Here is a 17,852-nt window from a genome sequence, read left to right on the forward strand (position 1 = left end):
CGCAAGCCGTTGCGGGGCGGCACCCGGCGCGCGGTCAGGGCAGGCGCAGGCGCGGCGCCTCTCCCAGCGGGATCGGGCCGAGCCAGGTCTTGCCGCCGGAGAAATCCAGCGGCAGATCCAGCGTGTTGCGGTTGCCCGAGAGCCCGGCGACCAGGGTCAGCCCGTCTTCGAGCACGTCGGCCATGGAGTCCTGCAACTGCCCCGACTCGCGGGCGAGGCCGATCAGTTCGCGCCAGTTCACCGCGCGCACGGTGATCCTGCCGTCGGGACGGCCCTCGGCGTCGATGTCGACGGCACCGGCGAGGTTCACCTCGAGCTTGCCCGCCCGGTATTCCGCCAGCTTCACGTCGATCCGCCGCGGTTGCGGCAGCGTGTCCGAGAGGCGCAGGGGCGCGTCGAGCGCGACTTCGGCATCGAGCGCGGCGCTGTCCGTTGTGGTGCCGCCGTCGACGATCAGGTCGCCGCGATTCGTCGCCAGCGCATCGGCGCGCAGCCCGAGGTGGTAGCGCCGATCGGAGAGGATGCCGATGGCCGCCGTCAGCCCCGCCATGGCGAGGGGGCTTTCGCCGCCGATGTTGAGCACCGAGGCTTCGAGCGTGGCGCGCTGCACGAGGTCGCCGTCGTGGATCAGGCTGGCGCGCAGCCCTTCGGAGGTGATCTCGTGACGGCCGTTCGGCGTGGTCAGGGTCTGGCTGTCGGGCCAGACGAGGATTTCGTGGCCCCGGCCATAGGAGAGTTGCAGGATCTGGAAGAACGGCGCCTCCCAGACGATGCGGGTGTCGGGATCGGCAAGCGTCAGCCCGGTGAAGGTGATGTCGAGCCGGTTGGGAAAGCCGCGGACGGAAAGGTCGTCGTAGCCGGCCTCCCAGCCGTCGGCGCGGCGGTCGGCGAACCAGGCCTCGATCGCGCTGCGCTGGGACCAGGCGGCGTAGACCCACCATCCGGACCAGGCAAGCCCCGCCACGATCACGACAATTGCCAGACGTTTCACTGCGTACCCCTTTCGTGGACGGTCGCAATGATGTTTACAGCCGCGCAAAGGAAAGGACCAGAATGATGGCGCTTTGGGTCTTCGGCTACGGCTCGCTTCTGTGGAACCCCGGCTTCGAGGTGGCCGAGCAGGCCGCCGCCTGTCTGCCCGACTGGCGGCGCAGCTTCTGCATGCGCTCGATCCATCATCGCGGCACGCCGGAGGCGCCGGGGCTGGTGCTTGCCCTCGACGCCCACCCCGGGGCGGTCTGCGAGGGGGTCGCGCTGCGCGCCGCGCCGGGCACCGAGGACGCGGTGCTGGCCTATCTGAGGGAGCGGGAGCTGATCTCGTCCGCCTATCTCGAGAAGGTGCTGCCGGTGGATCTGAGCGACGGCACGCGGATCGAGACGGTCACCTACGTCATCGACCCGGACCACGTGCAATATTGCGACCTGGAGCTGGAGGAGCAGGCCCGGATCATCGCCCGCGCGGTGGGCGGACGGGGGCCGAACACGGAATATCTCTACAACACCGCCGCGCATCTCGATGCGCTGGGCATTCCCGATGCGGAACTGCACTGGTTGGCGTCCCGCGTGCGCGCGCTCGTGGATAACGGCTTGGCTTGAATGGTCCGAGTCTCTAGGGTTTACGTGACTTTAACGACTTAGGTGCCCGGTGCCCCGCATGGACCGTCCCGACCTCGAAGCCGAGCCTCATTTCAGCCAGCCTTTCCGCCAGATCGCCCTGATGCTGGCCGTGCTCGGGCTGTCGGCCGCCGGGGCGGTGCTGGCCCTGCCGCGCGTGCTGCCGGTGTTCCAGTCCAACCCCTATCTGAACGGGTTCATCGTCTTCGTCTTCGTGCTGGGCGTGCTGGCCTGCTTCTGGCAGGTGGCGCAGCTGATCCAGTCGGTGCGCTGGATCGAGGGCTTTGCCTCGGACCGGGACGCGGGCGCGCAGGCGCCGCGCCTGCTGGCGCCGCTGGCCGCGCTGCTGCGGCGCCGCGACCGGCGGATGCAGATCACCACCGGCTCGACGCGGTCGATCCTCGATTCGGTGTCGACGCGGATCGACGAGGCGCGCGAGATCACGCGCTACATCGTGTCGCTGCTGATCTTTCTCGGCCTGCTGGGGACGTTCTACGGCCTGGCCACCACGGTGCCCGCGCTGGTCGACACCATCCGCAGCCTCGCGCCGGAGGACGGCGAATCCGGGGTCGAGACCTTTTCCCGCCTGATGTCGGGGCTCGAAGGGCAGCTAGGCGGGATGGGCGTCGCCTTTGCCTCGTCGCTGCTGGGGCTGACGGGATCGCTGGTCGTCGGCCTGCTGGAGCTGTTCGCGGGCCACGGGCAGAACCGCTTTTTCCGGGAGCTGGAGGAATGGCTGTCCTCGATCACCAAGCTGTCGCTTTCGGGGGACGGCGACGGGTCGTCCGAGATGGGCGTCGTGGGCATGGTGCTCGACCAGATGACCGAGCAGATGGAGCGGCTGAACTACCTCTTCGCCCAGGCGGAGGAGGGACGGATCGAGGTCGATTCCCGCCTTGGCCAGCTTGCGGATTCCATCGAGCGGATGACCGAGCGGCTGGAGGCGACGGCGCCGTCGGCCACCTCGCTGGCGCGGATCGCGGAGGGGCAGGAACGGCTGATCGACGTGCTTGCCAGCAAGGAGACCGAGGGGCTGGACGCGGAAAGCCGGATGCGGCTGCGGTCGATCGACGTGCAGATGCTGCGCATTCTCGAAGAGATCTCGGCCGGGCGGCAGGAAAGCATGGCCGAACTTCGCACCGACATCACCTCGCTGACCCGCGCGATCGCGCAGATGGCGCGGCAGCCGGTGTCGCAATCGGTCAAGATCCGCCCGATGCGCCCCGCCGCCGGACCGGGCGGGGAAGGCTGATCCATGGCGCTTTCCCGCCGCACCGGGTCGCGTTTCCAGGCCAATATCTGGCCCGGCTTCGTCGATGCGATGACCGGCCTGCTGCTGGTGCTGATGTTCGTGCTGACCATCTTCATGGTGATCCAGTTCGTGCTGCGGGAAACCATCTCCGGGCAGGAGACCAAGCTTGATTCGCTCTCCGGCGAGATTGCCGAACTGGCCCGCGCGCTGGGCGTGCAGGAACGGCGCAACACCGCGCTGACCAACCAGCTCGGAGAGCTGGAAACCACCCTGTCGGATGCCGAGACCCGCGCCGCCGAGCAGCAGTCGATCATCGCCGCGCTGTCGTCCGAACGCGACCGGCAGGCTTCGGAACTGAGTGCCGCCGCGGGGCGGATCGCCTCGTTCGAGGAGCAGGTCGCGGCGCTGCTGTCGGAGCGCGACGATGCCCGCGCCTCGGTCGCGGAGCTGACGGCGGACCGTACGGCGCTGGAAGAGGCCCGCACCGCCCTGCTGACCGAACGCGAGGCGCTGAACCTCGCGCTGGCGCAGGCGCGCGACGAGGTCGACGCACAGGCCGAGGCGGCGCGGCTTGCCGCCTCCCGCCGCGAGGCGCTGGATGCGCTGGTGGCCGATCTGCGCGCGAAGGCGGCCGACCGGGAGACCGCGCTGGGCGGGCTGTCGTCGAAGGTCGACGCGCTCGAAGCGGCGCTGTCCGAGGAGGAGGCGCAGCGCCTGGCCGAAGCCGAAGCGGCAAAGGCCCTGCGGCAGCGGCTGGAGACCGCGGATACCGAACTGACCGCCATGACCATGAAGCTGGAACAGGAGCGGCAGCGCGCCGAGGACACGCTGACCCTGCTCGCCGCCGCGCGCGACGCGGAGGACGACCTGAATGCCCGGCTGGCCGCCGCGCTGGTCGCGGGCGAGGAACTGGGCGGCCTGCGCGCCGAACTGGCGGAGACCCGGCAGGCCCGCGATGCCGCCGAGGCGCAGCTTGCCGCCGCCTCCGGGCAGGCCGGGACCATCGACACCCTGCGCGCCGATCTGGCCACCGCCCGCGCCGGTCGCGAGGCGGCGGAGGCGGAACTGGCCGATCTGCGCGCGGCCTCGGCGGCGGGCGAGACGAAGCTTTCGGACCTGTCGGCCCGCCTCGCCGAGGCGCTGGCCCGCGTGACCGAGGCGGATGCGCTGGAAGCACGCGTCGCGGACCTGCGGGCGCGCAACGAGGCGCTGACGCAGGACCTGACCGACGCCGGGGCGCAGGCGCAGACCATCGCCAGCCTGCGCAGCCAGTTGGCCGAGGCGCAGGCCCGGGCGACGGAACGCTCGGAGGATGCGCGCTCTCTCGAGGAACGGCTGGCCGAGGCGCTGGCCTCGCGCCTGGCGGCGGAAACCAGCGCCGAGGAAACCCGCGACCGTCTGGCCGCCGCGCTGGCCGCGCAGAAGGCCGCGGAGGCCAGTGCCGCCGCGCGCCTGTCCGAGGCGGAGCAGCGCGCGACGCTGCTGGCGCAGGCCCGCAACGCGCTTTCCGACAGCGAGGTCCGTTCGGAGGCGGCGCAACGGCAGTCGGCGCTGCTCAACCAGCAGGTTTCGGCGCTGCGCTCGCAACTCGGGGAATTGCAGGCGCTGCTCGACGATTCCAAGGCACGGGATGCGGCGGCGAACGTGCAGCTGCAGTCGCTGGGCTCGGATCTGAACGCCGCGCTGGCGCGGGCCGCCGCCGAGGAACGCCGCCGCCGCCAGCTCGAGGAGGCGGAGCGCCTGCGGCTGGAGGCCGAGGCCCGGGACCTGCAGGCGCAGGCCAAGGATCTGGAGCGCTACAGGTCGGAATTCTTCGGCCGCCTGCGCGAGGTGATCGGCAACCAGGAGGGCATCCGGATCGAGGGCGACCGCTTTGTCTTTTCCTCCGAGGTGCTGTTCGCGGTAGGCGAGGCGGACCTGTCCCCGGCGGGGGAGGCCGAGATCGCCAAGATCGCGGGCATCCTGCGCAGCGTGATGGACGCCATCCCCGAGGGAATCGACTGGGTGCTGCGGGTCGACGGCCATACCGACGACATTCCCCTGCGGCCCGGCGCGCGGTTCGCCGACAACTGGGAACTCAGCCAGGCCCGCGCCCTGTCGGTGGTGCGCTACATGGTCGATTTCCTCGGCATGCCGCCGGAGCGGCTGTCGGCCAACGGCTTTGGCCAGTACCAGCCGATCAACCCCGCCCCGACCGAGGAGGCGCGGGCCCAGAACCGCCGGATCGAGCTCAAGCTGACCGAGAAATAGCGCCGGTTTCGCCTACTCCACGGTCACATGCGCATTGCGGTGGGCGATCACCGTGCCGTCGCGGGTCAGCGTCGCCTCGCCGAGATAGGCGCCGGCGGGCCAGCCGCCGGGGGGAGCCTTGCGGCCGAAGGCGCGCATCTGGCTGACCTGCGGATCGGTCAACGTCTCCTCGGTCCGGAAGATTTCGGTGCCCTGCGGGTCGCGGGCGCGGATCGTCAGCACGTCGCCGGGTTCGGCGTGACCGGCATGGGCATAGACCACGAGCGGGGAGTCGGGCGCCGTCTCCGTCACCCGCGCCGAGCCGTCGCCGACCGCAGCGAGCGAGGGGACCGAGGTGGAGAAGCCCGCCGTGACGAGGCCGGTCCTGTAATAGGCCGGCGGGTCGGCCCAGAGCGTGCCCGCGCTGTCGCCGCAACTGTCGAGGCTCGCATCCGGGCGGAACGGGTCGACCAGTGCGCCGTCGTGATAGACGGTCAGGTGCACATGCGGATGGGTGGTCTGGCCCGAAAGCCCGACCAGCCCGAGGCGGTCGCCGGCCTTGACCTCCTGCCCCGGGGTGACCGAGACGGAGCCCTGTTTCATGTGGCAGTAGAGGGTCTGCCAGCCGTCGCCGTGGTCGATGATCGCGGCATTGCCGCAGGCGTTGTCGTCGGTGACGCCGGGCATGGTGTAGTCGTCGACCATCCCGTCGCGCATCCGCAGGACGGTGCCCGGCGCGGCGGCGCGCACCTCGACCCCCGCCTCCATCGCGTCGAAGGACAACAGGGCGATGTCGGTGCCCTTGTGCCCGTCGCGCGAATTGATCCCGCAGGCAAAGTCGCGCTGGCGGCCGCGGGCGGGGTCGTGGTCGACGTAATCCTCGATGTAGCAGGTCCTGCCCGGGACGCAGTCGATGGGCAGGTCCAGAACGGGTGTCTCCGCCGCGAGGGGGGCGGCGGAGACACAAAGTGCAGCAATGAGCGGTCGCATCACTCGGCGGTGAGCAGCGGCGGCTTCTTCGACGACAGGCGCAGCTTGTCCGGGCCGAAGGTGGTGAGGGAGATCTCTCCGTCCTTGACGCCGACCTTGACCAGCCCGCCCTTGGTGAGCTTGCCGAACAGCAGCTCCTCCGCGAGGGGCTTCTTGATGCTCTCCTGGATCACGCGGCCCAGCGGACGCGCGCCCATCTTGTCGTCGTAACCCTTCTCCGCGAGCCATTCGGCGGCGGGGCGGGTCAGTTCGATGGTCACGTTGCGGTCCAGAAGCTGGGCTTCCAGTTGCAGCACGAACTTTTCGACGACCGACAGGATGACCTCTCTCGGGAGCGGCTGGAAGCTGATGACCGCGTCCAGACGGTTGCGGAATTCCGGCGTGAAGGTCCGCTCGATCGCGGCGGTATCCTCGCCCGTGCGACGGTCGCGGTTGAAGCCGATCGCCGCCTTGGCCTGTTCCGCCGCACCGGCGTTCGAGGTCATGATGAGGATCACGTTGCGGAAATCCACCGTCCGGCCGTTGTGGTCGGTCAGCGAGCCGTGGTCCATCACCTGCAGCAGGATGTTGTAGACATCCGGGTGCGCCTTTTCGATCTCGTCGAGCAGCAGCACGCAATGCGGGTGCTGGTCCACGCCGTCGGTGAGCTGGCCGCCCTGGTCGAAGCCGACATAGCCCGGAGGCGCGCCGATCAGGCGGGAGACCGCGTGCTTCTCCATGTATTCCGACATGTCGAAGCGCAGCAGTTCCACCCCGAGCGAGCTTGCCAACTGCTTGGCCACCTCGGTCTTGCCGACGCCCGTGGGCCCGGCGAAGAGGTAGTTGCCGATGGGCTTTTCGGGCTCGCGCAGGCCGGCACGCGCCAGCTTGATCGCGGAGGACAGCGCCTCGATCGCCTTGTCCTGACCGAAGACGACGCGCTTGAGGGTCCGTTCCAGATCCTTGAGCACCTCGGCATCGTTCTTGGACACGTTCTTGGGCGGGATGCGCGCGATCTTGGCGACGACATCCTCGATCTCGCGGGCGCCGATGGTCTTGCGGCGCTTGGATTCCACCACGAGATGCTGTGCCGCTCCCGCCTCGTCGATCACGTCGATCGCCTTGTCGGGCAGCTTGCGGTCATTGATGTAGCGCGCCGAAAGCTCGACCGCCGACTTGATCGCATCCGCGGTGTATTTGACGGAGTGATGCTCCTCGAAATAGGGCTTGAGGCCCTTGAGGATCTTCACGGTGTCTTCGACCGAGGGTTCGTTGACGTCGATCTTCTGGAACCGGCGGCTGAGCGCGCGGTCCTTTTCGAAGTGCTGGCGGAACTCCTTGTAGGTGGTGGAGCCCATGGTGCGCAGCTTGCCGCCCTGAAGCGCGGGCTTGAGCAGGTTGGAGGCGTCCATCGCGCCGCCGGAGGTCGCCCCGGCCCCGATCACGGTATGGATCTCGTCGATGAAGAGCACCGCGTCGGGATGTTCCTCGAGTTCGGTGACGACGGCCTTCAGCCGCTCCTCGAAATCGCCGCGATAGCGCGTCCCGGCAAGCAGGGCGCCCATGTCGAGAGAATAGATCGTGGTTTCCGAAAGCACCTCGGGGGTGTCGCCGGAGACGATCTTGCGCGCCAGCCCTTCGGCGATGGCGGTCTTGCCGACGCCGGGGTCACCCACCAGCAGCGGGTTGTTCTTGCGGCGGCGGCAGAGCACCTGGATGCAACGCTCGACCTCGGACTCGCGGCCGATCAGCGGGTCGACATCGCCCTTGCGGGATTTGGCGTTGAGGTCGACGCAGTACTTGGCCAGCGCCGATTCCTTGTTGCTCTCCTTTTCGGGGGCTTCGGCTTTCGTTTCTTCCTCCTGCTCCTGCGCGCCCTGGACGGGGCGGGATTCGCCGTAGGCGGGGTTCTTGGCGACGCCGTGGGCAATGAAATTCACCGCGTCGTAGCGGGTCATGTCCTGCTCCTGCAGGAAGTAGGCGGCATTCGATTCGCGCTCGGCAAAGATCGCCACGAGCACGTTGGCGCCGGTCACTTCGGTGCGGCCGGAGCTCTGGACGTGGATCGCGGCGCGCTGGATGACGCGCTGGAAGGCGGCGGTCGGCACCGCCTCCGACCCCTCGATGTCGGTGACGAGGTTCGACAGATCCTCGTCGATGAATTCCACGAGGGTTGTCCGCAACTCCTCCGTATCGACGGAGCAGGCTTTCATCACGCGGACGGCGTCGGGTTCGTCGATCAGAGCAAGGAGGAGGTGTTCCAGCGTGGCGAATTCGTGACTGCGCGAGTTGGCGAGCGCCAGCGCCGAGTGAATTGCCTGCTCAAGGGTGTTCGAGAATGAAGGCACTTGGGTGCTCCTCTTGTCTGCGCCGGGCTCTGACGCCCAACTTTGCCTCTTACGGTTAAAGTTTGGTCGATACCGGCCATCCTTCAAGTTTTTTCTGTCCGTTTGGCGCTCACATTTGGCGGGGTGGCCGAAACGTGACGTGAAAAGCGGCTCAGAAGCGATCCTTCCGGGCGCGGATTTCGGCAAAGACTTCCGCGTCGGTTGCATCCGCCATGCCCAGCCCGTCGCGGATGGCGGGCACGTGCGGTCGCAGGAAGGGGTTGGTGGCCAGTTCCTCGGACAGCTTGCAGGGTACGGTCGGCCGTCCCTCTGTCCGGGCTTTGGCAATGGCGTCTGATCTCGATTTAAGCTCTGCGTTGCCGGGTTCAATGGTCAGGGCGAACCTTGCGTTGCCCTGAGTGTATTCGTGACCCGAACAGACCAGCGTTTCGGGCGGCAGTCCGGCGAGCCGGCGAAGGCTGTCCCACATCATCTCCGGGGTGCCTTCGAACAGGCGTCCGCAACCCAGGGCCATGAGGCTGTCGGCGGTAAAGACCGCGCCCGCGCCGGGCATGTGAAAGGCGATGTGGCCGAGGGTGTGGCCGGGCACCGGGATGACCTGCACGTCGAGGCCGACGACGCGCAGACGCTCGTCATCGTCGAGCAGGCGGTCCATCGGAGGCAGCTTTGCCTCTTCGGAGCGCGGGCCCATGACCGGGCAGCCGTAGCGTTCGCGGAGGCCGGGCAGCCCTTCGACGTGATCCCAGTGGTGGTGGGTGATGAGAATGGCGTCCAGCGTCATCCCCCGCGCGTCGAGCGCCGCGATGATCGGGCCGGGTTCCGGCGCGTCGATCAGGCACACCCCCTCGGGGCCCGCCACGAGGTAGGCGTAATTGTCTTCGAGACAGGGGATGGTGAGGATCTCCACGGGCATGGTCTTTCCTTCGAGGCTTTGTCACAGTGGTGCCAGCCTGCAGGAGGAAACGGGGGGCTGCAATGCATCTGGACGTGAAGACCCTGCGCGACTTCTATTATCGCAGCGCGCTCGGGCGGGCGGCGCAGCGGGCCGTGCGCGACCAGGTGCGCCGGTTCTGGCCGGATGCGCATGGGCATACGGTGGCGGGCTACGGTTTTGCGGTGCCGCTGCTGCGTCCCTATCTCGGCGATGCGCGCCGGGTGATCGGCCTGATGCCGGGGCCGCAGGGGGTCATGCACTGGCCGGTGGGGCTGCCCAATGTCTCGGTCCTCTGCGAGGAAACGCTCTGGCCGCTGGAAACGGGCCATGTCGACCGACTGGTGCTGATGCACGGGCTGGAGAATTCGGAACGGCCGACGGAGCTTCTCGATGAATGCTACCGGGTGCTGGGGCCGGGGGGGCAGGCGCTGTTCGTGGTGCCGAACCGCTCGGGGCTGTGGGCGCGGTCCGACGCCACGCCCTTCGGGTTCGGCCGGCCCTATTCGCTGAGCCAGCTCGACGCGCAGCTCAAGGCGCATGACTTCATCCGGCAGAACTACTGCTCGGTGCTCTACCAGCCGCCGTCGGACCGGCGCATGTGGATGAAGACCGCCCCCGCCTGGGAGCGCATGGGCCGGGCCATTCCGGCGGTGATGGCCGGCGGGGTGCTGATGGTGCTGGCCTCCAAGCGGCACCCGCCGCAGCGCAAGGGCCTCGGCCGCAAGGTCCGGGTGCCGAGCCCGCTCGACGTGCTGGCGCCGAGCCCCGGCAAACCCGCCGAACAGGTCTGAGCACGCAGGTCGCTGCCCCGCAGAATCGCCGGGAGGCGGCCGGGGCGCCGCCGCGGCCTGTTAGCGCTAGCCGGGACGGCGCCCGCCGTCCGGCCGGAAAACACCGGGGATTCGGCAATTCCTGACGAAAAGCTGCATGTTTCCATGGCGCTGCCCTGCGCGTAAGGTCGCACCCCGCGCTAACAGCGCAAAAAGCGGGCGATACAGGGGTCTTAATTCAGTGTTAGCATGTTGCGAGGTCGGGGAGGCTCTGCTACATCCGCGCTGATTTCGACGCCTTGCGAGCCAGTCAGGGCAGGGACAATAGCCTCCGGATGCCGGTAACCCCGCGCGTCACGGGGGCCTCATATCGGAAGGGTGGACGTGTCTGAATCAGCTTCGATCTCCGGTGGCATCGCGGCACGCTATGCCAAGGCGGTCTTCGAGATCGCCAAAGAGACCAGCAATCTCGACAGCCTCGAAGGCAACCTGGATGAACTCGCGGGCGCGCTGAGCGACAGCGCCGACCTGCGGGATCTCATCTCTTCTCCCGTCTATTCGCGTCAGGCGCAGGGCGATGCCATCGCCGCCGTCGCGGAGCGGATGGGTCTCATTCCCGTCCTCAGGAACACGCTCGGCCTCATGGCCCAGAAGCGCCGCCTGTTCGTCCTGCCCCAGCTCGTGCGCACGCTGCGCGAGATGCTGGCGGCGGAAAAGGGCGAAGTGACGGCCGAGGTGACCTCGGCCACCGCGCTGACCGATGCCCAGACCGCCAAGCTGGCGGAAACGCTGAAGGCGCAGGTCGGTTCGGACGTGAAGATCAATACCACCGTCGATGAAAGCCTCATCGGTGGACTCGTCGTAAAGGTGGGCTCGAAGATGATCGACACGTCGATCCGCGCGAAGCTCAACTCCCTCCAGAATGCAATGAAAGAGGTCGGATAAATGGGTATCCAAGCTGCCGAAATTTCGGCGATCCTGAAGGAGCAGATCAAGAACTTCGGGCAGGACGCCGAAGTCGCCGAAGTGGGCCGCGTGCTCTCGGTCGGTGACGGGATTGCCCGTGTCTATGGTCTCGACAGTGTCAAGGCAGGCGAAATGGTCGAGTTCCCGGGCGGGATCATGGGCATGGCGCTGAACCTCGAATCCGACAACGTCGGCGTCGTGATCTTCGGTTCCGACCGCGACATCAAGGAAGGTGACGTCGTCAAGCGCACCAACTCCATCGTGGACGTTCCCGCAGGCCCCGCCATGCTGGGCCGCGTCGTTGACGGCCTCGGCAACCCGCTGGACGGCAAGGGCCCGATCGCCACGACCGAGCGTCGCGTCGCCGACGTGAAGGCTCCGGGCATCATCCCGCGCAAGTCGGTTCACGAACCGATGGCGACCGGCCTCAAGGCCGTGGACGCGATGATCCCGATCGGCCGCGGTCAGCGCGAACTGATCATCGGCGACCGTCAGACCGGCAAGACCGCCATCGCGCTCGATGCCATCCTGAACCAGAAGTCCTACAACGATGCCGCCGGCGACGACGAGAGCAAGAAGCTCTACTGCGTCTACGTCGCCATCGGCCAGAAGCGCTCGACCGTGGCGCAGCTGGTGAAGCGTCTCGAAGCGACCGGCGCCATCGACTATTCCATCGTCGTCGCCGCGACCGCGTCCGACCCCGCGCCGATGCAGTACCTCGCGCCCTATACCGCGACCGCGATGGCCGAGTACTTCCGCGACAACGGCAAGCACGCCCTCATCATCTATGATGACCTGTCCAAGCAGGCCGTGTCCTACCGCCAGATGTCGCTGCTCCTGCGCCGTCCGCCGGGCCGCGAAGCCTATCCGGGCGACGTGTTCTACCTCCACTCGCGCCTGCTCGAGCGTTCGGCAAAGCTGAACGAAGATCACGGCGCAGGTTCGCTGACGGCGCTGCCGATCATCGAAACCCAGGGCGGTGACGTTTCGGCCTTCATTCCGACCAACGTGATCTCGATCACCGACGGCCAGATCTTCCTCGAGACCGAACTGTTCTTCCAGGGCATCCGCCCCGCCGTGAACACCGGTCTGTCGGTGTCGCGCGTCGGTTCGTCCGCTCAGACCAAGGCGATGTCCTCGGTCGCCGGTCCGGTGAAACTGTCGCTCGCCCAGTACCGCGAGATGGCGGCCTTCGCGCAGTTCGGTTCCGACCTCGACGCCTCGACCCAGCGCCTGCTGGCCCGTGGCGCGCGTCTGACCGAGCTGATGAAGCAGCCGCAGTATTCGCCGCTCACCAACTCGGAAATCGTCTGCGTCATCTTCGCCGGCACCAACGGCTACCTCGACAAGGTTCCGGTCAAGGACGTCGGCCGCTACGAGGCCGCGCTGCTGGCCTTCCTGCGTGGCAAGAAGAAAGACCTGCTCGACTGGATTGCCACCGAAGATCCCAAGATCAAGGGCGATGCGGCGGACAAGCTCAAGGCTGCGCTGGACGAATTCGCCGCCGACTTCGCGTAAGAGGGGGGAAAAATGCCCAACCTCAAGGACCTGAAAAACCGGATCGCGTCGGTCAAATCGACCCGCAAGATCACCAAGGCCATGCAGATGGTGGCCGCCGCGAAACTGCGGCGGGCACAGGATGCCGCCGAGGCGTCGCGTCCCTACACCGAGCGCTTCAACAAGGTGCTCGGGGCCCTGGCCGCGTCGGTGGGTGACAGCGCATCCGCACCCCGTCTGCTGAGCGGAACGGGCAAGGACGACGTGCATCTGCTCGTCGTCATGACCGCCGAGCGCGGTCTGTGCGGCGGCTTCAACAGCTCCATCGTGAAGCTGGCGCGCGTCCATGCCGCCAAGCTCAAGGCCGAAGGCAAGACGGTCAAGATCCTGACCGTCGGCAAGAAGGGCCGCGAGCAGCTGAAGCGCGATCTCGGCGACCTGTTCGTCGGTCACGTGGATCTGAGCGAGGTCAAGAAGCTCGGCTACGGCGATGCACAGGGCGTTGCCAAGGACGTGCTGACCCGTTTCGATGCCGGCGAGTTCGACGTGGCGACGATCTTCTACAACAAGTTCCAGTCGGTCATCTCGCAGGTGCCGACCGCGCAGCAGATCATCCCCGCCAAGTTCGACGCCCCCGAGGATGGCCAGGCCGGCGACGGCACGGTCTACGATTACGAGCCCGGCGAAGAGCGCATCCTTGCCGATCTCCTTCCCCGTGGTGTCGCGACCCAGATCTTCTCGGCTCTTCTGGAGAACGCCGCCTCGGAACAGGGTGCCCGGATGAGCGCCATGGACAACGCCACACGCAACGCGGGCGAGATGATCGACAAGCTGACGATCGAATACAACCGATCCCGTCAGGCGGTCATCACCAGCGAACTGATCGAAATTATCTCGGGCGCCGAGGCGCTCTAAGAACCGGAGACGAAACATGGCTAACGCAAAAGGCAAAGTGACCCAGGTCATCGGCGCCGTGGTCGATGTGCAGTTCAGCGACCACCTGCCGCAGATTCTGAACGCGCTGACCACCCAGAACGACGGCAAGACCCTGGTTCTTGAAGTCGCCCAGCACCTCGGTGAAGGCACCGTGCGCTGCATCGCGATGGACGCGACCGAAGGTCTGGTCCGCGGTCAGGAAGTGACCGACACCGACGGCCCGATCTCGGTTCCGGTCGGCAACGCCACCCTCGGCCGCATTCTCAACGTCGTGGGCGAGCCCGTGGACGAAAAGGGCCCGGTCAACGCGACCGAGACCCGCTCGATCCACCAGCCCGCACCGCAGTTCGACGAACAGTCGACCGAGTCCGAGATCCTCGTGACCGGCATCAAGGTGATCGACCTGCTGGCGCCCTATTCCAAGGGCGGCAAGATCGGTCTCTTCGGCGGTGCCGGCGTGGGCAAGACCGTTCTCATCATGGAACTGATCAACAACATCGCAAAGGTGCACTCGGGCTTCTCCGTGTTCGCCGGTGTCGGCGAGCGGACCCGTGAAGGCAACGACCTCTACCACGAGATGATCGAATCGAACGTGATCAAGCCCGACAACCTGGAGGAATCCCAGGTGGCGCTTGTCTACGGTCAGATGAACGAGCCGCCGGGAGCCCGTGCCCGCGTCGCGCTGACCGGCCTCACCCTGGCCGAGCAGTTCCGCGATCAGTCCGGCACCGACGTTCTGTTCTTCGTTGACAACATCTTCCGCTTCACGCAGGCCGGCTCCGAAGTGTCCGCTCTGCTGGGTCGTATCCCGTCCGCCGTGGGCTACCAGCCGACGCTGGCGACCGACATGGGCGCGATGCAGGAACGCATCACCTCGACCAAGAACGGCTCGATCACCTCGATCCAGGCCGTCTACGTTCCCGCGGACGACCTTACCGACCCCGCGCCGGCAACGACCTTTGCCCACCTCGACGCGACCACGGTTCTCAACCGCGCGATCTCGGAACTCGGCATCTACCCCGCCGTGGACCCGCTCGACTCCTCGTCGCGTCTCATGGACCCGGCCGTCGTCGGTCAGGAACACTACGACACCGCCTTCGCGGTTCAGGGTATCCTTCAGCGCTACAAGTCGCTGCAGGACATCATCGCCATCCTCGGGATGGACGAACTGTCGGAAGAGGACAAGCTGACCGTGGCCCGCGCCCGGAAGATCCAGCGCTTCCTGTCCCAGCCGTTCGACGTGGCGAAGGTGTTCACCGGCTCCGACGGTGTGCAGGTTCCGCTCGAAGACACCATCTCGTCCTTCAAGGCGGTGGTGAACGGCGAATACGACCATTTCCCCGAGGCGGCCTTCTACATGGTCGGCGGCATCGAGGAAGTGAAAGCCAAGGCCGAGAAGCTGGCTGCCGAGGCTGCCTGAGGTCATCTTGCGGCGGGGCGTCGGCCTGACGCCCTCCGCAATTCAAGGAGACAGATATGGCAGAGACGATGCAATTCGACCTGGTCAGCCCGGAACGCAGCCTGATCTCGACGCAGGCTTTGTCGGTGTCGATCCCCGGCGCCGAGGGTGACATGACGGCGATGCCGAACCATGCTCCGACCATCACCACGCTGCGTCCCGGCATCCTCAAGGTCGAGACCGAGAAGGGCACCGAAGAGTTCGTCGTGACCGGCGGCTTTGCCGAGATCGGCGCCGGTGGCGTGACGGTCCTGGCCGAAAAGGCGGTGCCGCACGGCGACATGGACCAGGCGACCTACGAGTCGCTCGTGAAGGAAGCGGAACTGGCCTACAAGCAGGTCAAGGAAGCCACCGAGAACGAGCCGGGCCCCGTCGACGAAGCGGCCAAGCTGCTTCAGGACATGGTGGCCGTGGGCACCCATATCGGGCTGGACCCGATGCAGCCGAACTTCTGATCGGCTGACAGACCTCATCGCAAGGGCCCTGCCGTCGGCGGGGCCCTTTGCCGTTCCGGGGGCGCTTTTGCGGGCGCCTGCGCGGGTCCCGGGCGGGTCCTTGCCCGTTTGCCGTTCCGCGGGCGGGCCGCGCGAAGGGATGGCTTGCGAAGCGGCGGGCAACGTGAGACTTGGCATCATCCCGCCATTCCTGTCCGGACTATCAACGCCCGTGTTTGCCTCATTCGACGTCTCAGCGATTCTGCGCGAATTCATCACCCTTTCGGTGGTGATCGACCCCATCGGAACCCTGCCCGTGTTCTACTTTGCCACGGCCGGGGTGCCGCCCCACCTGCATTGGAAGATCGCCGTCCGTGCGGTGCTGGTCGCTGCGCTGGTGCTCATGGCCTTCCTGCTGGGCGGACAACTGCTGATCGAAGGTCTGGGGCTGCGGCTGGGTTCGTTCCAGATCGCAGGAGGGATCGTGCTGTTCCTCTTCGCGCTCACGATGATCTTCGACAGCAAGCCCGCGCGCGAGATCGAGCAGGCCGAACGCGACCACATGGCCGGGGCGGTGTTTCCGCTGGCGATGCCGTCGATCGCCTCACCGGGGGCGATGCTGGCCATCGTCGTGCTGACCGACAACCATCGCGCCTCGGTCCCCGACCAGCTCATGACGGCGGTCGTGCTGATCGGCGTGCTGCTGCTGACGCTGCTTCTGCTGCTGGCCGCGGCAAAGCTGCGGCGCGTGCTCGGGATGACCGGGACCAGCATCATCAGCCGGGTCATGGGCATCATCCTCGCCACGGTGGCGGTGGATTCGGTGCTGGGCGGCATGGATGCGGTGGGCATCGCGCGGCTGTCGGACGGCGGCGGGTCGGTGCTCGACGCGGCGGAGTGAGCCCGGAAGGCCGCACTCTCCCCATGCGGGCGTGACGGGCGTTTTCTTTGGCGACGGCCCGGGGGACTATGCGCCGACGGGAGCGAAGACGGAACGGATGGCAGGATGAGGAAACTGCGGGCATCGCGGATCGGGGTGGATCAGGGAAACGAGGAGCTGTTTTCCGACTTCGCCAACGGCGGCGAGATGTGGACGGGCTCGGGGGCGCGCGAGCGTCGCAGGAGGATCGCGTTTTCGGACAGCTTCACCACCGTGCCTTCGGTTCAGGTCTCGCTGTCGCTCTGGGACATGGACAGCGAGGCGAATGTCCGTGCCGACCTTCAGGCCGAACAGGTGACCGAGACCGGGTTCGACCTGGTCTTCCGCACCTGGTCGGACACGCGCGTGGCGCGGGTCCGGGTCGCATGGTTCGCCATAGGCGAGGTCGGGGACGAGGACGACTGGGACCTCGACTAGGCCCCGGCCGCCCCCCGGCGCACCGTCAGAGAATGCCTTCGTAGATCGGGCCGAGCGTTTCCGTCTCGAACAGGGACGAGACCGAGGTGCCGTTCCAGATGTTCAGGATCGCCTGGGCGAACATCGGCGCGGTCGGCACGACCCGGATGTTCGCGGCGGCGGCCACCTCTTCGGTCGCGGCGATGCTGTCGGTGATGACCAGCGACTTCATCACCGAGGCCTTGACCCGCTCGACCGCGGGGCCGGAGAGAACGCCGTGGGTGATGTAGGCATGCACCTCGGTCGCGCCGTGGTTCAGCAGGATCTCGGCCGCCTTGCAGAGCGTTCCGGCGGTGTCGCACATGTCGTCGACGATGATGCACTTCTTGCCGGTGACATCGCCGATCACGGTCATCTCGGCCACTTCGCCGGCCTTCTCGCGGCGCTTGTCCACGATCGACAGCGGCGCGTTGATCCGCTTGGCCAGTTCGCGGGCACGGGCCACGCCGCCGACGTCGGGCGACACCACCATGACGTCGTCGAGCGACCCCTTGAACTGTTCGAGAATGTCGAGCGCGAAGATCGGCGAGGCGTAGAGGTTGTCCACGGGAATGTCGAAGAAGCCCTGGATCTGCGCGGCGTGCAGATCCATCGTCAACACCCGTTCGATCCCGGCTTCGGCGATCATGTTGGCGACCAGCTTGGCGGTGATCGGGGTACGGGCCTTGGTCCGGCGATCCTGCCGGGCATAGCCGAAATAGGGGATCACGGCGGTGATCCGCGCGGCCGAGGAGCGGCGCAGCGCATCGGCGATGATGAGCAGTTCCATCAGGTTGTCGTTCGCGGGGCGCGAGGTCGACTGCATGATGAACATGTCTTCGCCGCGGACGTTCTCGTAGACCTCGACAAAGATTTCCTGGTCGTTGAAGCGTTCGATGCGGGCATCCACCAGCCCGACGGACATGCCGCGATAGAGGGACATCCTCCGAGCCACGGCGCGGGCAAGGGGCAGGTTGGAATTGCCCGCGATGATCTTGGGTTCGATGACAGTCGGCATGGGGGAGGGCTCCGGCGCGAAATGACAGAATCGTGACGTTGAAGCCGCCTT

General features: G+C 67.0%; 16 protein-coding genes. 11 read left to right on the plus strand and 5 right to left on the minus strand.

Features of this window, described 5'->3' with window-relative positions:
- Positions 1-34 precede the first annotated feature (34 nt).
- Positions 35-991 (minus strand): DUF2125 domain-containing protein, encoded by a 957-nt coding sequence (locus ACN0RJ_RS03065; RefSeq protein WP_417723370.1) that lies wholly within the window; start codon positions 989-991, stop codon positions 35-37.
- Between the two features lie 65 nt (positions 992-1,056).
- Here ACN0RJ_RS03065 and ACN0RJ_RS03070 point away from each other — a divergent pair, with 65 nt between their 5' ends.
- From ACN0RJ_RS03070 to ACN0RJ_RS03080, 3 genes are read left to right on the plus strand one after another with little or no spacing between them, the layout of a single operon-like run.
- A complete protein-coding gene (locus ACN0RJ_RS03070; RefSeq protein WP_417718816.1) occupies positions 1,057-1,596 on the plus strand; it encodes a gamma-glutamylcyclotransferase in 540 nt (179 codons plus the stop codon).
- A gap of 58 nt (positions 1,597-1,654) precedes the next feature.
- Positions 1,655-2,866, plus strand: coding sequence for a biopolymer transporter ExbB (locus tag ACN0RJ_RS03075; protein WP_417718407.1), 1,212 nt, complete (start codon positions 1,655-1,657; stop codon positions 2,864-2,866).
- 3 nt (positions 2,867-2,869) lie between these two features.
- Positions 2,870-5,116, plus strand: a complete 2,247-nt coding sequence (locus ACN0RJ_RS03080) for a peptidoglycan -binding protein (RefSeq protein ID WP_417723371.1) — start codon at positions 2,870-2,872, stop codon at positions 5,114-5,116.
- Positions 5,117-5,128: 12 nt separating this feature from the next.
- Here ACN0RJ_RS03080 and ACN0RJ_RS03085 read toward each other — a convergent pair whose 3' ends face one another.
- The 3 genes from ACN0RJ_RS03085 to gloB form a co-directional block, all read right to left on the minus strand.
- Positions 5,129-6,085, minus strand: coding sequence for a M23 family metallopeptidase (locus ACN0RJ_RS03085; protein ID WP_417723372.1), 957 nt, complete (start codon positions 6,083-6,085; stop codon positions 5,129-5,131).
- The gene (gene clpA / locus ACN0RJ_RS03090) at positions 6,085-8,412 is read right to left on the minus strand and encodes an ATP-dependent Clp protease ATP-binding subunit ClpA (RefSeq protein WP_417718404.1); all 2,328 of its coding nucleotides are present in this window, start codon (positions 8,410-8,412) and stop codon (positions 6,085-6,087) included. The genes ACN0RJ_RS03085 and clpA overlap by 1 nt, the downstream gene beginning before the upstream one ends.
- A 151-nt stretch (positions 8,413-8,563) precedes the next feature.
- The gene (gloB, locus tag ACN0RJ_RS03095) at positions 8,564-9,325 is read right to left on the minus strand and encodes a hydroxyacylglutathione hydrolase (RefSeq protein ID WP_417718403.1); all 762 of its coding nucleotides are present in this window, start codon (positions 9,323-9,325) and stop codon (positions 8,564-8,566) included.
- Positions 9,326-9,387: 62 nt separating this feature from the next.
- Between gloB and ACN0RJ_RS03100 the strand changes: the two genes are divergently transcribed.
- The 8 genes from ACN0RJ_RS03100 (at position 9,388) to ACN0RJ_RS03135 (ending at position 16,765) form a co-directional block, all read left to right on the plus strand.
- Positions 9,388-10,137 (plus strand): class I SAM-dependent methyltransferase, encoded by a 750-nt coding sequence (locus tag ACN0RJ_RS03100; protein ID WP_417718402.1) that lies wholly within the window; start codon positions 9,388-9,390, stop codon positions 10,135-10,137.
- Positions 10,138-10,494: 357 nt separating this feature from the next.
- The gene (locus ACN0RJ_RS03105; protein ID WP_417718401.1) at positions 10,495-11,061 is read left to right on the plus strand and encodes a F0F1 ATP synthase subunit delta; all 567 of its coding nucleotides are present in this window, start codon (positions 10,495-10,497) and stop codon (positions 11,059-11,061) included.
- Positions 11,062-12,600 (plus strand): F0F1 ATP synthase subunit alpha, encoded by a 1,539-nt coding sequence (gene atpA, locus ACN0RJ_RS03110; protein WP_417718400.1) that lies wholly within the window; start codon positions 11,062-11,064, stop codon positions 12,598-12,600.
- Positions 12,601-12,612: 12 nt separating this feature from the next.
- The gene (locus ACN0RJ_RS03115; RefSeq protein WP_417718399.1) at positions 12,613-13,494 is read left to right on the plus strand and encodes a F0F1 ATP synthase subunit gamma; all 882 of its coding nucleotides are present in this window, start codon (positions 12,613-12,615) and stop codon (positions 13,492-13,494) included.
- Between the two features lie 16 nt (positions 13,495-13,510).
- Complete coding sequence (gene atpD / locus ACN0RJ_RS03120; protein WP_417718398.1) at positions 13,511-14,935, plus strand: F0F1 ATP synthase subunit beta; 1,425 nt, start codon at positions 13,511-13,513, stop codon at positions 14,933-14,935.
- A gap of 56 nt (positions 14,936-14,991) precedes the next feature.
- Entirely contained in the window at positions 14,992-15,429 is a 438-nt protein-coding gene (locus tag ACN0RJ_RS03125) for a F0F1 ATP synthase subunit epsilon (protein ID WP_417718397.1), read from the plus strand.
- A gap of 211 nt (positions 15,430-15,640) precedes the next feature.
- Positions 15,641-16,309 (plus strand): MarC family protein, encoded by a 669-nt coding sequence (locus tag ACN0RJ_RS03130; RefSeq protein ID WP_417718396.1) that lies wholly within the window; start codon positions 15,641-15,643, stop codon positions 16,307-16,309.
- Between the two features lie 105 nt (positions 16,310-16,414).
- Positions 16,415-16,765 carry an H-type lectin domain-containing protein gene (locus ACN0RJ_RS03135; protein ID WP_417718395.1) on the plus strand — a complete coding sequence of 117 codons (351 nt, stop codon included), beginning with the start codon at positions 16,415-16,417 and terminating at the stop codon, positions 16,763-16,765.
- Between the two features lie 25 nt (positions 16,766-16,790).
- Here ACN0RJ_RS03135 and ACN0RJ_RS03140 read toward each other — a convergent pair whose 3' ends face one another.
- Positions 16,791-17,801: a ribose-phosphate pyrophosphokinase gene (locus ACN0RJ_RS03140; RefSeq protein WP_417718394.1), complete on the minus strand. Its 1,011-nt coding sequence runs from the start codon at positions 17,799-17,801 to the stop codon at positions 16,791-16,793.
- Positions 17,802-17,852: the final 51 nt, after the last annotated feature.

The sequence above is a fragment of the Salipiger sp. genome (assembly GCF_048261495.1).
Lineage (GTDB): Bacteria > Pseudomonadota > Alphaproteobacteria > Rhodobacterales > Rhodobacteraceae > Salipiger.

Excerpts from the sequence above, each read along its gene's own strand:
- atpA (WP_417718400.1), top strand. The coding sequence starts at position 11,062 with ATGGGTATCCAAGCTGCCGAAATTTCGGCGATCCTGAAGGAGCAGATC.
- ACN0RJ_RS03075 (WP_417718407.1), top strand. The coding sequence starts at position 1,655 with ATGGACCGTCCCGACCTCGAAGCCGAGCCTCATTTCAGCCAGCCTTTC.
- ACN0RJ_RS03070 (WP_417718816.1), top strand. The coding sequence starts at position 1,057 with ATGGCGCTTTGGGTCTTCGGCTACGGCTCGCTTCTGTGGAACCCCGGC.
- ACN0RJ_RS03125 (WP_417718397.1), top strand. The coding sequence starts at position 14,992 with ATGGCAGAGACGATGCAATTCGACCTGGTCAGCCCGGAACGCAGCCTG.
- ACN0RJ_RS03135 (WP_417718395.1), top strand. The coding sequence starts at position 16,415 with ATGAGGAAACTGCGGGCATCGCGGATCGGGGTGGATCAGGGAAACGAG.
- ACN0RJ_RS03100 (WP_417718402.1), top strand. The coding sequence starts at position 9,388 with ATGCATCTGGACGTGAAGACCCTGCGCGACTTCTATTATCGCAGCGCG.
- gloB (WP_417718403.1), bottom strand. The coding sequence starts at position 9,325 with ATGCCCGTGGAGATCCTCACCATCCCCTGTCTCGAAGACAATTACGCC.
- atpD (WP_417718398.1), top strand. The coding sequence starts at position 13,511 with ATGGCTAACGCAAAAGGCAAAGTGACCCAGGTCATCGGCGCCGTGGTC.
- ACN0RJ_RS03140 (WP_417718394.1), bottom strand. The coding sequence starts at position 17,801 with ATGCCGACTGTCATCGAACCCAAGATCATCGCGGGCAATTCCAACCTG.
- ACN0RJ_RS03115 (WP_417718399.1), top strand. The coding sequence starts at position 12,613 with ATGCCCAACCTCAAGGACCTGAAAAACCGGATCGCGTCGGTCAAATCG.
- ACN0RJ_RS03085 (WP_417723372.1), bottom strand. The coding sequence starts at position 6,085 with ATGCGACCGCTCATTGCTGCACTTTGTGTCTCCGCCGCCCCCCTCGCG.
- ACN0RJ_RS03080 (WP_417723371.1), top strand. The coding sequence starts at position 2,870 with ATGGCGCTTTCCCGCCGCACCGGGTCGCGTTTCCAGGCCAATATCTGG.